Origin of the sequence: Streptomyces roseirectus (assembly GCF_014489635.1) — a bacterium.
Lineage (GTDB): Bacteria > Actinomycetota > Actinomycetes > Streptomycetales > Streptomycetaceae > Streptomyces > Streptomyces roseirectus.
Window position 1 is genome coordinate 8902451 of record NZ_CP060828.1, and the last position, 15857, is coordinate 8918307.

General features: G+C 72.3%; 13 protein-coding genes and 3 pseudogenes. 10 read left to right on the forward strand and 6 right to left on the reverse strand.

The features are described 5' to 3' along the window. Positions 1–68: 68 nt before the first annotated feature. From IAG44_RS38510 to IAG44_RS38525, 4 genes and pseudogenes are all read right to left on the reverse strand, one after another. Positions 69–575 (reverse strand): annotated as a pseudogene (locus tag IAG44_RS38510) (SDR family NAD(P)-dependent oxidoreductase); the annotation flags it as partial. Next, a complete protein-coding gene (locus IAG44_RS38515) occupies positions 562–855 on the reverse strand; it encodes a putative quinol monooxygenase (protein WP_187751692.1) in 294 nt (97 codons plus the stop codon). The pseudogene IAG44_RS38510 and the gene IAG44_RS38515, both read right to left, overlap by 14 nt. Beyond that, positions 852–3392, reverse strand: a complete 2541-nt coding sequence (locus IAG44_RS38520) for a glycoside hydrolase family 32 protein (protein ID WP_187751693.1) — start codon at positions 3390–3392, stop codon at positions 852–854. Before IAG44_RS38520 ends, IAG44_RS38515 begins: the two co-directional genes overlap by 4 nt. A gap of 203 nt (positions 3393–3595) precedes the next feature. Continuing rightward, entirely contained in the window at positions 3596–4558 is a 963-nt protein-coding gene (locus IAG44_RS38525) for a carbohydrate kinase family protein (protein ID WP_187751694.1), read from the reverse strand. Between the two features lie 224 nt (positions 4559–4782). On the opposite strand from IAG44_RS38525, the gene IAG44_RS38530 reads away from it, so the two are divergent. The 4 genes from IAG44_RS38530 (at position 4783) to IAG44_RS38545 (ending at position 8828) form a co-directional block, all read left to right on the forward strand. Continuing rightward, complete coding sequence (locus IAG44_RS38530; protein ID WP_187751695.1) at positions 4783–5799, forward strand: sugar ABC transporter substrate-binding protein; 1017 nt, start codon at positions 4783–4785, stop codon at positions 5797–5799. Between the two features lie 83 nt (positions 5800–5882). Then, complete coding sequence (locus IAG44_RS38535) at positions 5883–6896, forward strand: ABC transporter permease (protein ID WP_187751696.1); 1014 nt, start codon at positions 5883–5885, stop codon at positions 6894–6896. Further along, positions 6893–7723, forward strand: coding sequence for an ATP-binding cassette domain-containing protein (locus IAG44_RS38540; protein WP_187751697.1), 831 nt, complete (start codon positions 6893–6895; stop codon positions 7721–7723). Before IAG44_RS38535 ends, IAG44_RS38540 begins: the two co-directional genes overlap by 4 nt. A 73-nt stretch (positions 7724–7796) precedes the next feature. After that, the gene (locus IAG44_RS38545) at positions 7797–8828 is read left to right on the forward strand and encodes a LacI family DNA-binding transcriptional regulator (protein WP_187751698.1); all 1032 of its coding nucleotides are present in this window, start codon (positions 7797–7799) and stop codon (positions 8826–8828) included. Here the strand turns inward: IAG44_RS38545 and IAG44_RS38550 are convergent. After that, positions 8779–9544 (reverse strand): annotated as a pseudogene (locus IAG44_RS38550) (helix-turn-helix domain-containing protein). The gene IAG44_RS38545 and the pseudogene IAG44_RS38550 sit on opposite strands and share 50 nt — an antisense overlap. Positions 9545–9688: 144 nt before the next feature. On the opposite strand from IAG44_RS38550, the pseudogene IAG44_RS38555 reads away from it, so the two are divergent. The 3 genes and pseudogenes from IAG44_RS38555 (at position 9689) to IAG44_RS38565 (ending at position 11838) form a co-directional block, all read left to right on the forward strand. Further along, positions 9689–10368: pseudogene (locus tag IAG44_RS38555) on the forward strand (SDR family oxidoreductase). A 54-nt stretch (positions 10369–10422) separates the two neighbouring features. Continuing rightward, positions 10423–11028: a dihydrofolate reductase family protein gene (locus IAG44_RS38560; protein ID WP_187751699.1), complete on the forward strand. Its 606-nt coding sequence runs from the start codon at positions 10423–10425 to the stop codon at positions 11026–11028. A gap of 63 nt (positions 11029–11091) precedes the next feature. Then, positions 11092–11838, forward strand: coding sequence for a phosphotransferase family protein (locus IAG44_RS38565; RefSeq protein ID WP_187751700.1), 747 nt, complete (start codon positions 11092–11094; stop codon positions 11836–11838). Between the two features lie 21 nt (positions 11839–11859). On the opposite strand, the gene IAG44_RS38570 is transcribed toward IAG44_RS38565, so the two are convergent. Beyond that, complete coding sequence (locus IAG44_RS38570) at positions 11860–12291, reverse strand: winged helix-turn-helix transcriptional regulator (protein WP_246562408.1); 432 nt, start codon at positions 12289–12291, stop codon at positions 11860–11862. 100 nt (positions 12292–12391) lie between these two features. On the opposite strand from IAG44_RS38570, the gene IAG44_RS38575 reads away from it, so the two are divergent. The 3 genes from IAG44_RS38575 (at position 12392) to IAG44_RS38585 (ending at position 15855) form a co-directional block, all read left to right on the forward strand. After that, positions 12392–13258, forward strand: a complete 867-nt coding sequence (locus IAG44_RS38575) for an alpha/beta fold hydrolase (protein ID WP_187751701.1) — start codon at positions 12392–12394, stop codon at positions 13256–13258. Positions 13259–13384: 126 nt separating this feature from the next. Beyond that, the gene (locus tag IAG44_RS38580; protein ID WP_187751702.1) at positions 13385–14821 is read left to right on the forward strand and encodes a carboxylesterase family protein; all 1437 of its coding nucleotides are present in this window, start codon (positions 13385–13387) and stop codon (positions 14819–14821) included. A 26-nt stretch (positions 14822–14847) separates the two neighbouring features. Beyond that, the gene (locus IAG44_RS38585; protein WP_187751703.1) at positions 14848–15855 is read left to right on the forward strand and encodes an alcohol dehydrogenase catalytic domain-containing protein; all 1008 of its coding nucleotides are present in this window, start codon (positions 14848–14850) and stop codon (positions 15853–15855) included. Positions 15856–15857 lie beyond the last annotated feature (2 nt).

The following is a 15857-nucleotide window of genomic DNA, read 5'->3' on the forward strand; positions in this document are numbered from 1 at the left end:
GAAGCACGCCAGACGGGGGTGGTGCACGAGCCGGACGCCCCCGCCCCCACCCCCGTCACCGGCCTCAGCGCGCGGGTCAGGCCGATGACGCCGTGCTTGGAGGCATGGTGGGCGGCACGCTCGGGCAGCCCGACGAGCCCGCCCAGCGACGAACAGTTGACGATCGCCCCGCTGCCCTGCTCCCGTATCTGCCGCAGCTCGTGCTTCGTCGCCGCCCAGACACCGCGCAGGTTGACGCCGTTGACCCGGTCGAAGGAGTCCGCGCTCTCGTCGGCCGCGTCGGACGGCGGCACCTGGATGCCGGCGTTGCCGAACGCCATGTCCAGCCGGCCGAACTCCGTCACCGCGCGCCGCACCGCCGCCTCCACCTGCCGCTCGTCCGTGACATCGCAGGCGACGCCGATCTCCTCGGCCGCCTCGCGGACGGCGTCCTCGTCACGGTCGACGAGCACGACGGCGGCGCCGGAGCCGGCGAACGCACGGGCGCCGGCCAGACCCATGCCGGAGGCGGCACCGGTGACCAGGGCGACCTGCCCGGAGTACGCGGCCGACGGCCCTCGCTCATGCCGTCGGATCGAGGAACGTCAGGACGGAGGCGTCCTCCTCGATGAGTGGGGCGAGGGTGGTGTTGAACGGGGGGCCGTAGGGGGCCTGGAGGTGGGTCTGGAAGGCGGCCTCGTCGCGGTAGACCTCGAAGATCCAGTAGGCGCGGGGGTTGGTTGCCTTGGTGTAGACGTCGAAGGTGAGGTTGCCGGGTTCCTCGCGGACCTTGCGGGCGTAGTCGCCGATGAGGCGGGCGACCTCGTCCTGGGCGCCTTCGCGGGCGGTGAACTCGGCGAGGAGTGTCTTCGTCACGGTGCGGTGTCCTTGTCGTGGGTGGGGGCGAGGTGCCAGACGGTGGCCCGGTCCAGGTGCGCCGAACCGTTCTCGGCGAAGACCTGGACCCCGTGGCTGTCGGGGTCGGGGAAGATCTGGTCGGTGATGACGGCCTCGCCGCTGCCACCGAAGACCTCGACGGACGACCAGTCGACCAGGATCCGCAGCGTGACCGTGCCGTTCACCGGTTTCAGCGGCGCGGTCTGGACGCCGGGAAAGCTGCCGTCGAAGTCCACGGCGCCGGAGCGGGTGCGGTCGACGTACAGCTCCTGCGCCGCGGTGTCGTAGCCGATGACGGTCTCCTCACCCAGGGAACCCGGGGAGCCCGTGCGCACCTTGATCCCGAACCGTTCGGCGTCCCTGAGGGAGAAGGTGGCCTCGATGTCGAGCGCCTTGCCCTCGGCACCGGGCCCGGCCAGCGCCCGCGACGTGTTCGTCACGGTGCCGGGGGCCGCGGTGACCGGGGAGGGCAGGCGCAGGGACTTCACGCCGTCCACCGGTTCGCTGGTCAGCCGGACACGGCCGTCGACGGTCCGCAGGGCCATCTGCCGGGGAACGCTCTGCGCACCCCGCCAGGGCGAGGTGGGGGTCGCGCCGGCGTAGTCCCAGTTGCTCATCCAGCCGATCATGTACCGCTTGCCGTCCGGGGCGTTCTCCCAGGAGACGGCCGCGTAGTAGTCCTTGCCGTGGTCGGCCCAGCCGGCGCGCTCCAGGACGGAACGGGCGGGGGCGTCGGCTTCGGTGAACCGGTCGGCGAGGACGTGACCCCAGCCGCCGGTGTTCAGGTCGACGAGCTGGATCCGCGCCTGCCTGCCGAGGTAGGGCCGGGTGTCGAAGGAGGCCCAGTCCAGCGCCTCGCTGCCGGAACCGGTGGCCGTGCGCACGACCTGGCCGTCGACGACCAGATTGACGGCCGTCTCCTGCGCGCCGGGCCGGGCCCGGACGTCGGACAGCGCGATCTGGTCGGCGTTGAGGTGACCCCAGCTCCCGGTGTTGTCGTCGACGACCCTGATCCGCGCCTTCCTGCCGGCGAGGTCACGGACGTCCCAGGAGGCCGGCTCCAGGGCCTCGGCGTTCTTGCCGGTGGCGCTGCGCACGACCTGGCCGTCGACGAGGAGTTCGAGCGCGGTGGGGTGCGCGGAGCCGGAGGGGTGGTCGCCGCCGCCGACGAGGAAGTTGACGTACGCCTTGTCGAGGGTGAACTCGGGCGAGGTGAGGGTCCCGGTGGCGGCGTCCCCGGCGCGGAAGGTGTTGACCAGGCCGCCGCCCTGGAAGCCGGTGACCTGCTGCTGGCCGGGCAGGGTGCCGCCGGCCGGCGCCGACCCGAACGCGTCGCCGGTCGCCGTCCAGTCGCCGTAGGTGCCGCCGTCGAAGTCGGCGAGGATCCGGCCGGGCCGGTGCGGGTGCCGGCCGCCGCCGACCTTGAAGTTCAGGTAGGGGCTGCGCACGGTGAACGGCGGCGAGGTGAGCGTGCCGGTGGCGGCGTCCCCGGAGTGGAAGCTGTTGGCGAGGCCCCGGCCGTCGAAGCCGGTGACGGTCTGCTGCCCGTCGAGCGTCCCGGCCGCCGGCCCCGGGCCGAACGCGGTCCCCGTGGCCGTCCACGCACCGAAGTCACCGCCCTCGAAGTCCTGGACGACGGTCCCGGCGGGCGGGGTGTAGATGCCGTCGTCGGCGGCGGTGAACGTCCTGCCGTCGAAGTCGCCGACGAAGTACTGGGCCGCCGAACCGCCCGCGATGCCACCGGGGTTGAGGTTGACGACCAGGACCCACTTGACGTTGTCCGGGTTCCCGTCGACGGCGAGCGGGAACAGGTCGGGGCACTCCCACACCCCGCCCGTCGCGCCGGCCGGGCCGAACTCGCTGAGCTGCGTCCAGTCCTTGAGATTCTTGGAGGTGTAGAACCGCACCTTGTGCTCGGCGGACAGCGAGACCGTCATCAGCCAGCTCCGGGTCGGCGCGTACCACTGGACCTTGGGGTCGCGGAAGTCCTTCGAGCCGATGTCGAGGACGGGATTGCCCGGGTACTTGGTCCAGGTCCGGCCCCGGTCGGTGCTGTAGGCGAGGGCCTGGGACTGGACGCCGGTGGTTTTGTCGTGGCGCGTGTAGACCGCGACCATGGGCGGGTTCTCGGCGGTGCCGAGACCGGAGGTGTTGTGCTCGTCGACGACGGCGCCGCCGGAGAAGACCATCTCCTTGTCGTCGTGCGACAGGGCGAGCGGCAGCTCCTGCCAGTGGACGAGGTCCGTGCTCACCGCGTGGCCCCAGGACATGTCGCCCCACACGTCGCCGCTCGGGTTGTACTGGTAGAAGAGGTGGTACTCGCCCTGGTAGTACACGAGGCCGTTGGGGTCGTTCATCCAGTTCTGCCGCGGCGTGAAGTGGAACTGGGGCCGGTAGGTCTCCGCGTACGGCGCGGTAGCGGCCGCCGCGGACTGCGGGGCGAGCAGCGCGCAGACGGCCGCCGCCGAGGCGACCGTCCGTATACGGGCACGCCGGGAAACACGTCCAGAGCTCATGGCGACTCCTGTGCTGCGGGCTCCGGGCAGCGCGGCCTGCGGCGGGCGGCCCGACGATGTGACGCCCCGGCCCACGATGTCGTCCACACCGCCGGCCGGAGAACATGTCAGCGATGACTTGTGTCAACGCTGACATCGAGTGGCCCGATGATGGACGCCGGCCGGCGGGCGAGTCAACGGTCCGGACGGGATTCGCCCGGCGGTCAGGTGTGATCGGCCGCCGCGAGCGGCGTCACCTGCTCGCGCCACGGCGGGTTCGGGCCGGCGACCGAGCAGGTCAGGGCCGCCACCCGCGCCGCGAACCGGCAGGCTTCCGCGACCTCGTCGAGGCGCAGAGCGGTGAGCCGGCCGCCGAGAAGCCCACGGGCGCCGAGGTGGTGCAACAGCCCGGCGGTGAACGAGTCACCCGCGCCCACCGTGTCGACGACCCGCGTCGCCACCGCAGGCACCGCCACCCGCTCGCCGTCCAGCGAGGCCAGAGCACCACCGGCGCCGCGCGTGAGCACGACCAGCCGCACCCCCGCCGCGTGCCACACGTCGCACGCCTCCTCCGGCGCGGTGCCCGGCAGGAGGAGGTTCAGGTCGTCCTCGCTGAGGCGCAGGACGTCGGCGAGGGAGCACCAGTGGGCCAGCCGGGCGCGGTAGACGTCCGCACGCACCAGCAGGGGCCGGACGTTGGGGTCGATGCTGACGGTGGCCGCCGCCGAGGCCCGCCCCAGGAACTCCTCCACCGCCGCCGCGCCGGGCTCCCTGACCAGGGCCAGCGAGCCGGTGTGCAGGCACGATGTGCCGGACAGGTCGACTCCCGCCAGCTCGCGCGCGGTCCACTGCCAGTCGGCCGTGTTCTGCGCGTGGAAGGAGAACGCCGCCTGCCCCTGGGCGTCCAGTTCGGCCACCGCCAGCGTGCTGGGCTCGGCGGCCTCGACGGCGTCCGAGAGGTCGACGCCGGACGCCTCCAGGCGGGCGCGGAACAGGCGGCCGAAGACGTCGCCGGACAGGCGTGCGAGGAAGCGGGAGCGGGTGCCGAGGCGGGCCAGGGCCACCGCCGTGTTCGCCGGTCCGCCGCCCGGCAGGACCCGCAGGGCGAGTTCGTGCGCGGCGCTCGCGGGCTCGGTGAAGGCGTCGGCGACGCACTCTCCCAGAACGGTGATCTGGCGCGGGCTCATGGGCAGCTCTTCTCTCGGAGCGGTACGGAAGGACCGGACGCGGCGCGGTCGGCGGCAGCGGGGGCGTTGCCGATTTGTGACGGGCGCAAGGCATTGACGTTGCCGGGAGACGGAGTCCATCATCCTCGCCATGCGGTGTCAACGATGACATAAGTCAGCGCTGACACCGGGGGTGGCCTGCCCGCACCCTGCCCTGTGCCGCCCGCTATCCACAGGAGTCGTTCATGTCTCGCAGCACGCGTCCGTCCTCCTCCCTCCTCAGGGCCGCCGCCGTCACGGGCGTCGCGGCCCTGACCCTGACCGCCTGCGGCTCCGGCTCCGGAACGGGCTCGTCCAGCGCCGGTTCGGGCGAGATCAAGGTCGGCCTGATCACCAAGACCGACACCAACCCGTTCTTCGTGAAGATGAAGGAGGGCGCCGAGAAGGCCGCGCAGTCCGAAGGCGTCCAACTCATGACCGCCGCCGGCAAGTTCGACGGCGACAACGCCGGCCAGATCACCGCCGTCGAGAACATGGTCGCCGCCGGGGTGAAGGGCATCCTGATCACCCCCAGCGACTCCAAGGCCATCGTGCCCGCGCTCGCCAAGGCCAAGGCCAAGGGCGTCCTGGTGATCGCCCTCGACACCCCGACCGAGCCGCAGAACGCCGTCGACGCCCTCTTCGCCACCGACAACGTCAAGGCCGGACAGCTGATCGGCGAGTACGCCAAGGCCGCCATGACCGGCAAGGCCGCGAAGATCGCCACCCTCGACCTCGCGCCGGGCGTCTCCGTCGGCGTCCAGCGGCACGACGGCTTCCTGAAGGGCTTCGGCGCCACCGACAAGGACGTCGTCTGCGCCCAGGACACCGGCGGCGACCAGGCCAAGGGCCAGACCGCCATGGAGAACTGCCTCCAGAAGGAGCCCGGCATCAACGTCGTCTACACCATCAACGAACCGGCCGCGCTCGGCGCCTACACCGCGCTCAAGGCCAAGGGCCGGGAGAAGGACGTACTGATCGTCTCCGTCGACGGCGGCTGCACCGGCACCCAGGCGGTCAAGGACGGCAAGATCGCCGCGACCTCCCAGCAGTACCCGCTGAAGATGGCCACCGAGGGCGTCAAGGCGGTCGTGACGGACGCCAAGGGCGGCAAGAAGTCCGGCGGGTACATCGACACCGGCGTCACCCTGATCACCGACAAGGCGCAGACCGGCGTCACCTCCAAGGACACGGCGTTCGGCCTGGAGAACTGCTGGGGCTGAGCCCACCCGCCGTCCCCGCTCAAGGGGACGGCGGCCCCTCGCCCCTGCCGGTACGGAACTCTGTCTCCCGACAAGGACTTCGCATGACCGCCACGTCCACACCACCCTCGCCCCCGGCACCGTACGCCGACCTCAAGGCGCCGACCACGGCCCGCCGACTGCTCACCCAGCCGACCACCGGCCCCCTCGCCGCCCTGCTGCTGGCCTGCGTCTACTTCTCCTTCTCCACCGACCAGTTCCTCACCGGTGGGAACTTCTCGCTGATCGTGCAGCAGGTCATGGTGGTCGGCGTCCTCGCCATCGGGCAGACCCTGATCATCCTCACCGCCGGCATCGACCTGTCGTGCGGCGCCGTGATGGCGTTCGGCAGCATCGTGATCGCCAAGACGGCCGCACAGGGCTCGCTGTCCCCGCTGCTCGCGATCGCGCTGGGCCTGGTGGTCTGCGGCGGCTTCGGCCTCCTCAACGGCCTGCTGGTGCAGAAGATCCCGCTGCCGCCGTTCATCGTGACCCTCGGCATGCTCAACGTGGCGTTCGCCCTGACCCACATCTACTCCGAGGAACAGACGGTCACCAACCTGCCCGGACCGCTGACCGCCCTCGGCGAGACCTTCCCGCTCGGCCGCACCGACATCACCTACGGCTCCCTGGTCACCATCGCCCTGTTCCTCCTCGTCGCCTACGCGCTGAGCAACACCGGCTGGGGCCGCCACGTCTACGCCCTCGGCAACAGCCCGGAAGCGGCCCGGCTCAACGGCATCCGCACCTCCCGCCTCACCATCGGCATCTACACCGTCGCCGGACTGCTCTACGGCATCGCCGCCCTCCTCCTCATCTCCCGCACCGGGGTCGGCGACCCGCAGGCCGGCCAGACCGACAACCTCGACAGCATCACCGCCGTGGTCCTCGGCGGGACCAGCCTCTTCGGCGGCCGGGGCTCGGTCGTCGGCACGTTCATCGGCGTCCTCATCGTCGGCGTCTTCCGCAACGGGCTCCAGCTGATGGGCGTCGCCTCCATCTACCAGACGCTGATCACCGGGGTCCTGGTGATCCTCGCGGTGACCGTCGACCAGATCTCCCGGAAGAAGGCCCGATGAGCACCACGCCCACCCCCGTGCTCCAGGCCCGCGGCCTCGTCAAGCGCTACGGCCAGGTCACCGCCATCGACGGCGCCGACTTCGACCTGCTGCCCGGCGAGGTCCTGGCCGTCATCGGCGACAACGGCGCCGGCAAGACCAGCCTCATCAAGGCCCTCACCGGCGCACTCACCCCCGACGCCGGCGAGATCCGGCTCAACGGCGAGGTCATCCAGTTCTCCGGCCCGCAGAGCGCCCGCGCCCACGGCATCGAGACCGTCTACCAGGACCTCGCCGTCGCGGCCTCCATGGACATCGCCTCGAACATGTTCCTCGGCCGGGAACTGCGCCGCCCCGGCGTCCTCGGCAGCGTCTTCCGCATGCTCGACAAGAAACGGATGCGGCAGGAGGCCGCCGAGCACATGGCCGACCTGAAGATCGGGCTGCGCTCGCTGACCCAGTCGGTCGAGACCCTGTCCGGCGGACAGCGCCAGGCCGTGGCGGTCGCCCGCTCCGTCGCCTGGGCGAGCAGCGTCGTCGTCATGGACGAACCCACCGCCGCCCTCGGCGTCAAGGAGTCGGGACAGGTCCTCGACCTCATCCGGCGGGTCCGCGACAAGGGCATGCCGGTCGTCCTGATCAGCCACAACATGCCGCACGTCTTCGAGATCGCCGACCGCGTCCACGTCCACCGCCTCGGCCGGCGGGCCGCCGTCCTCAAGCCCGCCGACCACTCGATGGCCGAGGTCGTCGCCATCATGACCGGCGCACTCACCGTCGACGCCGCCGGAGGTACCGTCGTCGCGGACTCCGAGGCCGCCAGGGCCGCGGGGGTCCAGGCCACCTGACACCACCTTCGGCACGTCCGCGTTCCGGCCGAGGCCGAGGCCGGAACCGACGAGCAAGGAGACCGTTTCCTCCATGGCAGCGAACCGCCGCCCCACCCTGGCCGACGTCGCCCGCGAGGTGGGCGTCAGCGCCAAGACCGTCTCCCGCGTCCTCAACGAGGACGGGCCCGCCTCCGCGCGGACCCGGGAACAGGTACTCGCCGCCGTGGCCCGGCTGGGCTTCCAACCGAACCTCATGGCGCGCAACATCCGCGTCGGCGGACCCGACACCACCGTCGGACTCGTCATCCCCGACCTCGGCAACCCCTTCTTCGGCGCCGTCGCCCGAGGCATCGAGGACACGGTCGGGGTGCGCGGCCTGACCCTCCTCATGGGCTCATCGGCCGACGACCCCGACCGCGAACGCGCCCTGACGGACAAGTTCCTCGCCCGCCGGATCAGCATCCTCATGGTCGTGCCGTCCGTCGGCGCGAGCCACGCCCACCTCAAGTCCCACCGCGACGCCGGACTGCCCGTCGTCTTCCTCGACCGGCCCGGCGCGGGACTGACCGCCGACAGCGTCGTCAGCACCAACCGCACGGGCGCGCACGACGGCGTCGCCCACCTCGTCGCCCACGGACACCGGCGCATCGCCTTCGTCGGCGACCTGCCGACCCGCCTCTACACCCGCCGCGAGCGGCTGGCCGGCTACCGCGAGGCCCTGCGCGAGGCCGGCCTCCCGGACGACCCCGCCCTGATCACCAACGCCCACGACCAGCACGGCGCCTCGGCGGCCACCGCCCGGCTGCTGGAGCGGGCCGACCCGCCCACGGCCCTCTTCGCCGGCAACAACATCGCCGCGCTCGGCATCGTCACCGAACTCGCCCGCAGCAGACGTAAGGACGTCGCCGTCGTCGCCTTCGACGACGTGCCCCTCGCCGAAGCCCTCGAACCCGCCCTCACCGTCGTCGCCCAGAACCCCGAGGAGATCGGCAGAGCCGCCGCGGCCACCGCCCTCGCCCGCCTCGACGGCGACCGCTCCCGCGCCCGCACCGTCACCGTCCCCACCCGGTTGATCAGCCGGGGGTCGGGGGAACAGCGGCTCGCCGCACGGCACGGGGCATGACGTCCCCTGATCCCGGGCCCTCGGCGGCGCTCAGGTCCTGGGCCCCGATGACGGACAGCAGCTCCAACCGCTCGGCCCCCGGGCTCCCCGGCGGCGCGGTGAACCACAGCAGGCGCTGGCGGCCGTCCTCGCTGAGCAGGTTGTGGCAGTCGAGTGCGATGACGCCGAGCGTGGGGTGGACGATCCTCTTGTGGTCCGTGCGGCGCACCGCGACGTCGTGGGTGTCCCAGAGGGCCGCGAACTCCGGGCTGCGGCGGCGCAGCACGGCGACCGTCCTCGTGACCTCCGGGTCCCGGCCGCGCCGGGCGGCCACTGCCTGGAGGTCGGCCACGAACACCCGGGAGTGGTGCGGGTGGTCCTCGGACGGGTACCTCTCGCGCGGGGACCGGCCGAGCAGGTTTCGGGCCAGGTCGTTCTCCACCAGCGTCTCGTGCAGGTCGGTGATGACCCGTGCCGGGGTGTCGGGCAGCCGGTCCAGGAGCCCGAACAGCGCGGGCGAGGGCGGCCAGGGTCTGGGCCGAGGGCTGCACGCCGTGCTTCCTGCTGCCGTGCTCCAGCTCGGTGTAGTAGTCGGCCGACAGCCCCGCCAACTGGGCGACCTCCTCGCGGCGCAGCCCGGGAACACGCCGGCGCGGACCCTGGGGGAGACCGACGTCGGCGGGGCGGATGCGGTCGCGCCGAGTCCTGAGGAAGGCGCCGAGTGCTCGAAGGTCCACCCCTCCATGGTCGCGCGCACGCCGGGCCGTATCCAGGGGTGGGCAGCCCCTGGGTAGACACAGCCCTGGCTGGGGGCGGGCGACCGGACGATCGTCGAGGACGCAACAAGCACGACCTGATCGCATCCACCACAGGAGTCAGCCATGCCCACCTTCGGAACCGAAGCCCCGGACCGTGTCGCGATCGTCACCGGCGGCTCGCGCGGCATCGGCCGCCGAACCGTCGCCCGGCTGGCCGCCGACGCCGGCGTCCGGGCGATCGCGGTGCGCGCCGACGTCGCCGACGAACACGCCGTCGCGGCGCTGTTCGACACGGCCGAGGCGGAGTTCGGCGGTGTCGACGTCGTCGTCCACGCGGCCGGGCGGGTGCACACGGCGCCGATCGCCGAGCTGGACCTCGCCGTCCTGGACGAGCTGCACCGCACCAACATCCGGGGCACCTTCGTCGTCGTCCAGCAGGCCGCCCGCCGGGTGCGCCCCGGCGGTGCGATCGTGACGTTCTCCACGTCCGTGGTCGGGCTGGCCTTCCCGGACTACGCGCGTACTCCGCGAGCAAGGGCGCGGTCGAGGCGCTGACGCCGATCCTGGCCCGGGAGCTGCGGGGCCGGGACGTCACCGCCAACGCCGTCGCACCCGGCCCCACGGCCACCGACCTCTTCCTGGCCGGCAAGGACGAGGAGACCATCGCCCGTCTGGCCGCCCAGCCCCCGCTGGAACGCCTCGGCACCCCCTCCGACATCGCCGAGGTCGTCGCGTTCCTGGCGTCCCCGGCCGGCCACTGGATCAACGGACAGGTCGTCCGCGCCAACGGCGGGATCGTCTGAGCCGATGAGTTCCCGGGAGTCGGACGGTCTACCTGTCGACGAAGGGAGCGCACCATGCGCAAGGTCATCATCTGTACGTTTCTGACGCTGGACGGCGTGATGCAGGCGCCGGGCGGTCCGGACGAGGACACGCGGAGCGGCTTCGAGCACGGCGGCTGGCAGAAGCCGGTGAGCGACGACGAGGTCGGCGCGGCCATCGCCGGCTGGTACGAGGACTCCGACGCGATGCTGCTCGGCCGCAGGACGTACGAGATCTTCGCGTCGTACTGGCCGACCGCCGACCCCGGCAACCCGTTCACCGACCGGATGAACGGCATGCGCAAGTACGTGGCGTCCAGGACCCTCACGTCCGTCGACTGGCAGAACTCCGCGCTGCTGGAAGGGGACGTCGTCGACGCGGTGCGCGCGCTGAAGGCGTCCGACGGCGGCGACCTCAACGTCGTCGGCAGCGGCGACCTCGCCCAGACCCTCATGCGGCACGACCTCGTCGACGAGTACCGCCTGACCGTCCACCCGGTGATCATCGGCACGGGCAAACGCCTCTTCGCCGACGGAGCGATCCCCACCGGCCTTGAGCCGGTCAGCGTCTCGACGACGAAGGGCGGCACCGTCGTCGGCGTCTACCGCCCGAACGGCAAGCCCGGCTACGGCAGTTACTAGGCGCGGGGTCGCGCGCGGTAAACCCGGCGACGCCGGCGACCGGGCCCGGGATACTGGGCGCCCATGAACGAGGTCAAGGTCGTCGTCGCCCACTCCGAGCGGGCGACGCTGCGTGTCGGTGACGTGTTCCTGAAGGTGGACGCCGATCAGGCGCGGATCGACGTCGAGTTCGAGGCGATGTCCCTCGCGCCGGTGCCGACCGCGGAGGTGCTGTGGCGCAAGCCGTCCGTACTCGCGACCGCCGCGCTCCCGGGCACGACGCTCGGGCGTCTCGGCGGGCCGGTGACCGGTTCGCCGGCGGCATGGGCCGCGGCGGGCGCCGCCATCCGCAAGCTGCACGACGCACCGCTGCCGCCGTGGCCCGGCCGGGCCGGCCGCAGCATCGACGCGCTGACGACGGAACTCGACGACGCGTGCGAGTCCCTGGTGACCAACGGCCTCCTGCCCGCCGACCTGGTCACCCGCAACCGCCGGATCGCCGAGGCCGCGCTGCGACCGTGGACCCCGGCGTTCACGCACGGCGACCTCCAGATCGCGCACGTCTTCCTCGACGGCGACGAGGTCACCGGCATCATCGACTGGTCCGAGGCGGGCCAGGGGGACGCCCTGTACGACCTCGCCACCTTCTCCCTCGGCCACGAGGAGCACCTTGACGACCTCCTCGCCGGCTACGGCACCGACGTCGACCTCGACGTGATCCACGCGTGGTCGTCGCTGCGCAGCCTGCTGGCGGTACGCCCGCTGATCGAGCAGGGCTTCGACCCCTTCGCACCGGGCTGCGAGGTCGACGTGCTGAGATCCCGGATGTGACCGAGCGCGGAACCGGCCCGCCTACCCCTCGTCGGTCTCCTGGTCGGCGGCTTCGTTGGCGCGGTCGATCTCGGCCATGTGCTCCTCCGCCCAGGTCCGCAGCCCCGCGAGGGCGGCTTCCAGGGACAGGCCGAGGCCGGTGAGCCGGTAGAAGACGCGTGGCGGCACGGTGGGTTCGACCCGGCGTGACACGAGCCCGTCGCGGGTCAGGCCGCGCAGTGTCACGGACAGCATCTTCTGGGAGACGCCGGGCATCCGGCGTCTCAGTTCCGCGAAGCGCACCTCGTCCGGTGCGGCGTCGGCGAGTGTCTTGACGGCCATGGACGTCCACTTCGTGCCGATGCGGTCCAGCAACTGCCGCGTCGGGCAATGGGGGTCGAACAGGTCGCCGCGCACCCCGCGACCGGCGGCGCGGGCTCCTTGGCCGGCGGCGCGGGCTTCTCGGGCGGTCACCTGTGGCTCACCACCTTCCCTGAAAGTGCCGTCTAGGAAGCGGCGGGACGGTTACCTATCGTTTGCTGGTCACCAATGGTAACCATCTGAAGGAGCCGCCATGCCCGTCACCACCGCGCACCCGCACCACCTCCGCCGGATCAGGGCGAACGGCGTCCACCTCAACGTCGCGATCGCCGGGGACGGCCCCGCGGTCCTCCTGCTGCACGGCTTCCCGCACACCTGGCAGCTCTGGAGCGGCATCATGGGCCGGCTCGCCGGGCGGTACCGGGTCATCGCCCCGGACCTGAGAGGCTGCGGCGCCAGCGAACGTGCCACCGAGGGGTACGACGCGGGCACTCTCGCCGCCGACGCCGCGGCGCTGCTCGACGCGCTCGGCGAGCCCTCGGCGGCGGTGGTCGGTATCGACGCGGGTGTCGCCCCCGCCGTCCTGCTCGCGCTGCGCCGGCCCGGCCTCGTCCGGCGCCTGGTCGTGATGGAGGCGCTGCTCGGCCGGCTGCCCGGAGCGGAGGACGCCGTCGCGGGCGGTACCCCGTGGTGGTTCGGGTTCCATGCCGTCCCCGGCCTCGCCGAGACCGTCCTGGCCGGCAACGAGGCCCCGTATGTCGACTGGTTCCTCGATTCGGGGACGCTCGGGCGGGGAGTGCCCGACGACATCCGTGCCGCCTTCGTCCACGCGTACACCGGGAGCGAGGCCCTGCGCTGCGCGTTCTCCTTCTACCGGGCCCTGCCCACCAGCGCGCGGCAGATCCAGGACGCCGTCGCGACGGCCCGGCTGACCATGCCCACCATGGCCGTCGGCGCGCACCCCGTCGGCACCGGGCTCGCACACCAACTCGGTCCCCTCACCGACGACTTGGTCGGACACCAGCTCCAGGACTGCGGCCACATCATCCCCCTCGACCGCCCCGACGCGTTGCTCGCGCTCCTCACTCCTTTCCTCGCCGCAGATCCAGATGTCCCCTGACGACCACCAGGTGTCCGCCCTCGGCGCGCCGGTGCGCCCGGATCGAGCCCATGATGAATGAGTGCCGTGGTGCTCACCGTCCGTGAGGTCTGTGCGGCTGCTCGTACCGCTCCGAAGGGATCCGCCATGACCGCTGCCGTGCCCGAGGCCCCGACCGCACCAGGGGTGCGGTCCTGGTGGGGGATCCCGTATGCCACCGCAGAGCGGTACCGCCGTCCCGTGGTAGCGGACTTCGATGCGGACCGCCCTTACGACCGGAAGGGTGTCGTCTCCGTCCAGCCCGACAGCGGGGACTGGCTGGAGGCGGACAGTGGGATGGGGGAGGACTGCCTCAACCTGAATGTGTGGGCTCCCGAGGAGCCGGCCGGGGAAGCTCTGCCGGTGGCCGTCTACATCCATGGCGGCGGTTTCGAGTACGGCGCCAACACGCAGATCACGTCGAACGCCTCCGGCCTCGCCGCGACGGGGCGTGTGGTGGGTGTGTCGATCAACTACCGGCTCGGCGCCTTGGGCGCGGTGTCGCTGTCGCAGTACGGCGGCGCGCTCGCCGAGGCCAGCAACCTGTGCCTGCAGGACGTCATCGCCGCGCTGGCCTGGATCAAGCGGAACATCGCCCACTTCGGCGGCGACCCCGACGACGTCACCGTCTACGGCCACAGCGCCGGCGCCTTCTCCACCTTCGGGCTGCTCGGCGCACCGGCGGCCAACGGCCTGTACCGGCGCCTGGCCGGATTCTCCGGAGGACCTTCGCGCATCCAGCCCGCCTGGTGGGCGGAGGAGCACGCGCACCGGTTCGTCACCGAACTCGGCGTCGCGGACACCCCCGAGAAGCTCCTCGGTCTCGACACGGCCGCGCTGGTGGCAGCCCTGCACAAGGTCACCCCGACCGACATCGGCGTCCGCGGCGGCATGCTGGGCACGAGCATCGGCGTCGTCCTGGACGCCGGACAGCCCGGCGCGGTGCTGCGCGCCCACCCCATGGACGTCCTGGCCTCCGGCACGCACCGGGACGTCGACATCCTGCTCAGCGCGGGCAGCGACGAGATGGGCTGGTGGGTGGCCAACGACCTCGACCGCTTCGACCCGCACACCGTCGAGGCCGTCACCGACGAGATCGCCGGCTGGCGCATCCCCCGCACCCGCGCCCGGAAGATCGTCGACGCCTACGACCGGGACGGCCGCACCCCGGCCGAGGTCCGCGCCGCGTACCTGACGGACTACGCCTTCGCCGTGCCCGCCGCCCGGAGCGCTTTGGCCCACGCCGCCGCGGGCGGCAACGCCCACCTCCTCCTGATCGGCCCGGCGCAGGGCGCGCCCGCCGTGCACGGCACCGAGATGTACGCCCTCGTCGGCCAGGAGCGGCCCGGCCGCAGCGCCGAACAGGCCGAGCGCGACACCCGGATCCGCGACATCGTGCTCGACTTCGCCACCGGCGCACGGACCCGGCTGTGGCCCGCCGTCATCGACCGCCCCGACGCGGAAGGCGTCGGCGACCTCCCCCTCGACGCCGGCGCGCACTACCGGGCCGTCCTCGACCGGTACGAGGGCATCGCCCGCCCCTGACCGCCGACGAAGACAAGGAGCTGGACATGAGCCACCCCACAGCAGCGACGACCATGCGGGCCGTCGTCATCACCCGCCCCGGCGGCCTCGACGCCCTGGAGATCAAGGACGTGCCGGTACCGGCACGCAAACCCGGCTGGGTGCGGATTCGGGTGAAGGCGTTCGGCGTCAACGAATCCGAAGTCACCACCCGCAAGGGCGAGTCGGACGCCGAGGTCACCTACCCGCGCGTGCCCGGCATCGAGGGCGTCGGCGTGGTCGACGAGGCCGACGAGGACAGCGGGCTGCGGCCGGGCCGGCAGGTGGCGACCATGATGGGCGGCATGGGCCGCTCCTTCGACGGCGCCTACGCCCAGTACGTCACCGTCCCGGCCGGGCAGGTCATCCCGTTCGACACCGGCCTGCCCTGGGATGTGGTCGGCGCCCTGCCGGAGATGTTCCAGACCGCGTACGGGTCCCTCGTCACCGGTCTCGACCTGCGGGCGGGGCAGACGCTGCTGATCCGTGGCGGCACCTCCACGGTCGGCCTGACCGCGGCCACCGTCGCGAAGGACCTCGGTGTCACCGTGCTGTCCACCACCCGGCGCCCGGACCGGGCCGGGGACCTGCGGGCCGTGGGCGTCGACCACCCCCTCGTCGACGACGGCGCCCTCGCCGACCAGGTGCGCGAACTGGTGCCCGGCGGTGTCGACGCCGCGCTGGAGCTGGTGGGCTGCTCGGTCCTCGCCGACACCCTGCGCAGCGTCCGCCGGCACGGCACCGTCTGCTTCACCGGAGCCCTGGCCGACCAGTGGACGATCCCCGACTTCTCCCCGTTCATGATCCCCGGCGGGGTGCGGCTGACCAGTTACGCGGGCGAGGCCGCCGACCTGCCGGCCGACGTCTTCGCACGTCAGCTCCAGGCCATCGCGGACGGGCGCCTCAAGGTGCCGGTCGCCAAGGTTTACCGGGGTCTGGAGCAGGTCGGGGACGCCCATGCCGGCGTCGAGTCCGGTGCCACTCCGGGCAAGCACGTCGTCGTGCTGGAGGAGTGAGG

Bases quoted from the DNA above. Each gene is read 5' to 3' on its own strand.
- IAG44_RS38520 (WP_187751693.1), bottom strand. From the start codon at position 3,392: ATGAGCTCTGGACGTGTTTCCCGGCGTGCCCGTATACGGACGGTCGCC.
- IAG44_RS38560 (WP_187751699.1), top strand. From the start codon at position 10,423: ATGCGCAAGGTCATCATCTGTACGTTTCTGACGCTGGACGGCGTGATG.
- IAG44_RS38565 (WP_187751700.1), top strand. From the start codon at position 11,092: ATGAACGAGGTCAAGGTCGTCGTCGCCCACTCCGAGCGGGCGACGCTG.
- IAG44_RS38585 (WP_187751703.1), top strand. From the start codon at position 14,848: ATGAGCCACCCCACAGCAGCGACGACCATGCGGGCCGTCGTCATCACC.
- IAG44_RS38525 (WP_187751694.1), bottom strand. From the start codon at position 4,558: ATGAGCCCGCGCCAGATCACCGTTCTGGGAGAGTGCGTCGCCGACGCC.
- IAG44_RS38535 (WP_187751696.1), top strand. From the start codon at position 5,883: ATGACCGCCACGTCCACACCACCCTCGCCCCCGGCACCGTACGCCGAC.
- IAG44_RS38540 (WP_187751697.1), top strand. From the start codon at position 6,893: ATGAGCACCACGCCCACCCCCGTGCTCCAGGCCCGCGGCCTCGTCAAG.
- IAG44_RS38580 (WP_187751702.1), top strand. From the start codon at position 13,385: ATGACCGCTGCCGTGCCCGAGGCCCCGACCGCACCAGGGGTGCGGTCC.
- IAG44_RS38545 (WP_187751698.1), top strand. From the start codon at position 7,797: ATGGCAGCGAACCGCCGCCCCACCCTGGCCGACGTCGCCCGCGAGGTG.
- IAG44_RS38530 (WP_187751695.1), top strand. From the start codon at position 4,783: ATGTCTCGCAGCACGCGTCCGTCCTCCTCCCTCCTCAGGGCCGCCGCC.
- IAG44_RS38575 (WP_187751701.1), top strand. From the start codon at position 12,392: ATGCCCGTCACCACCGCGCACCCGCACCACCTCCGCCGGATCAGGGCG.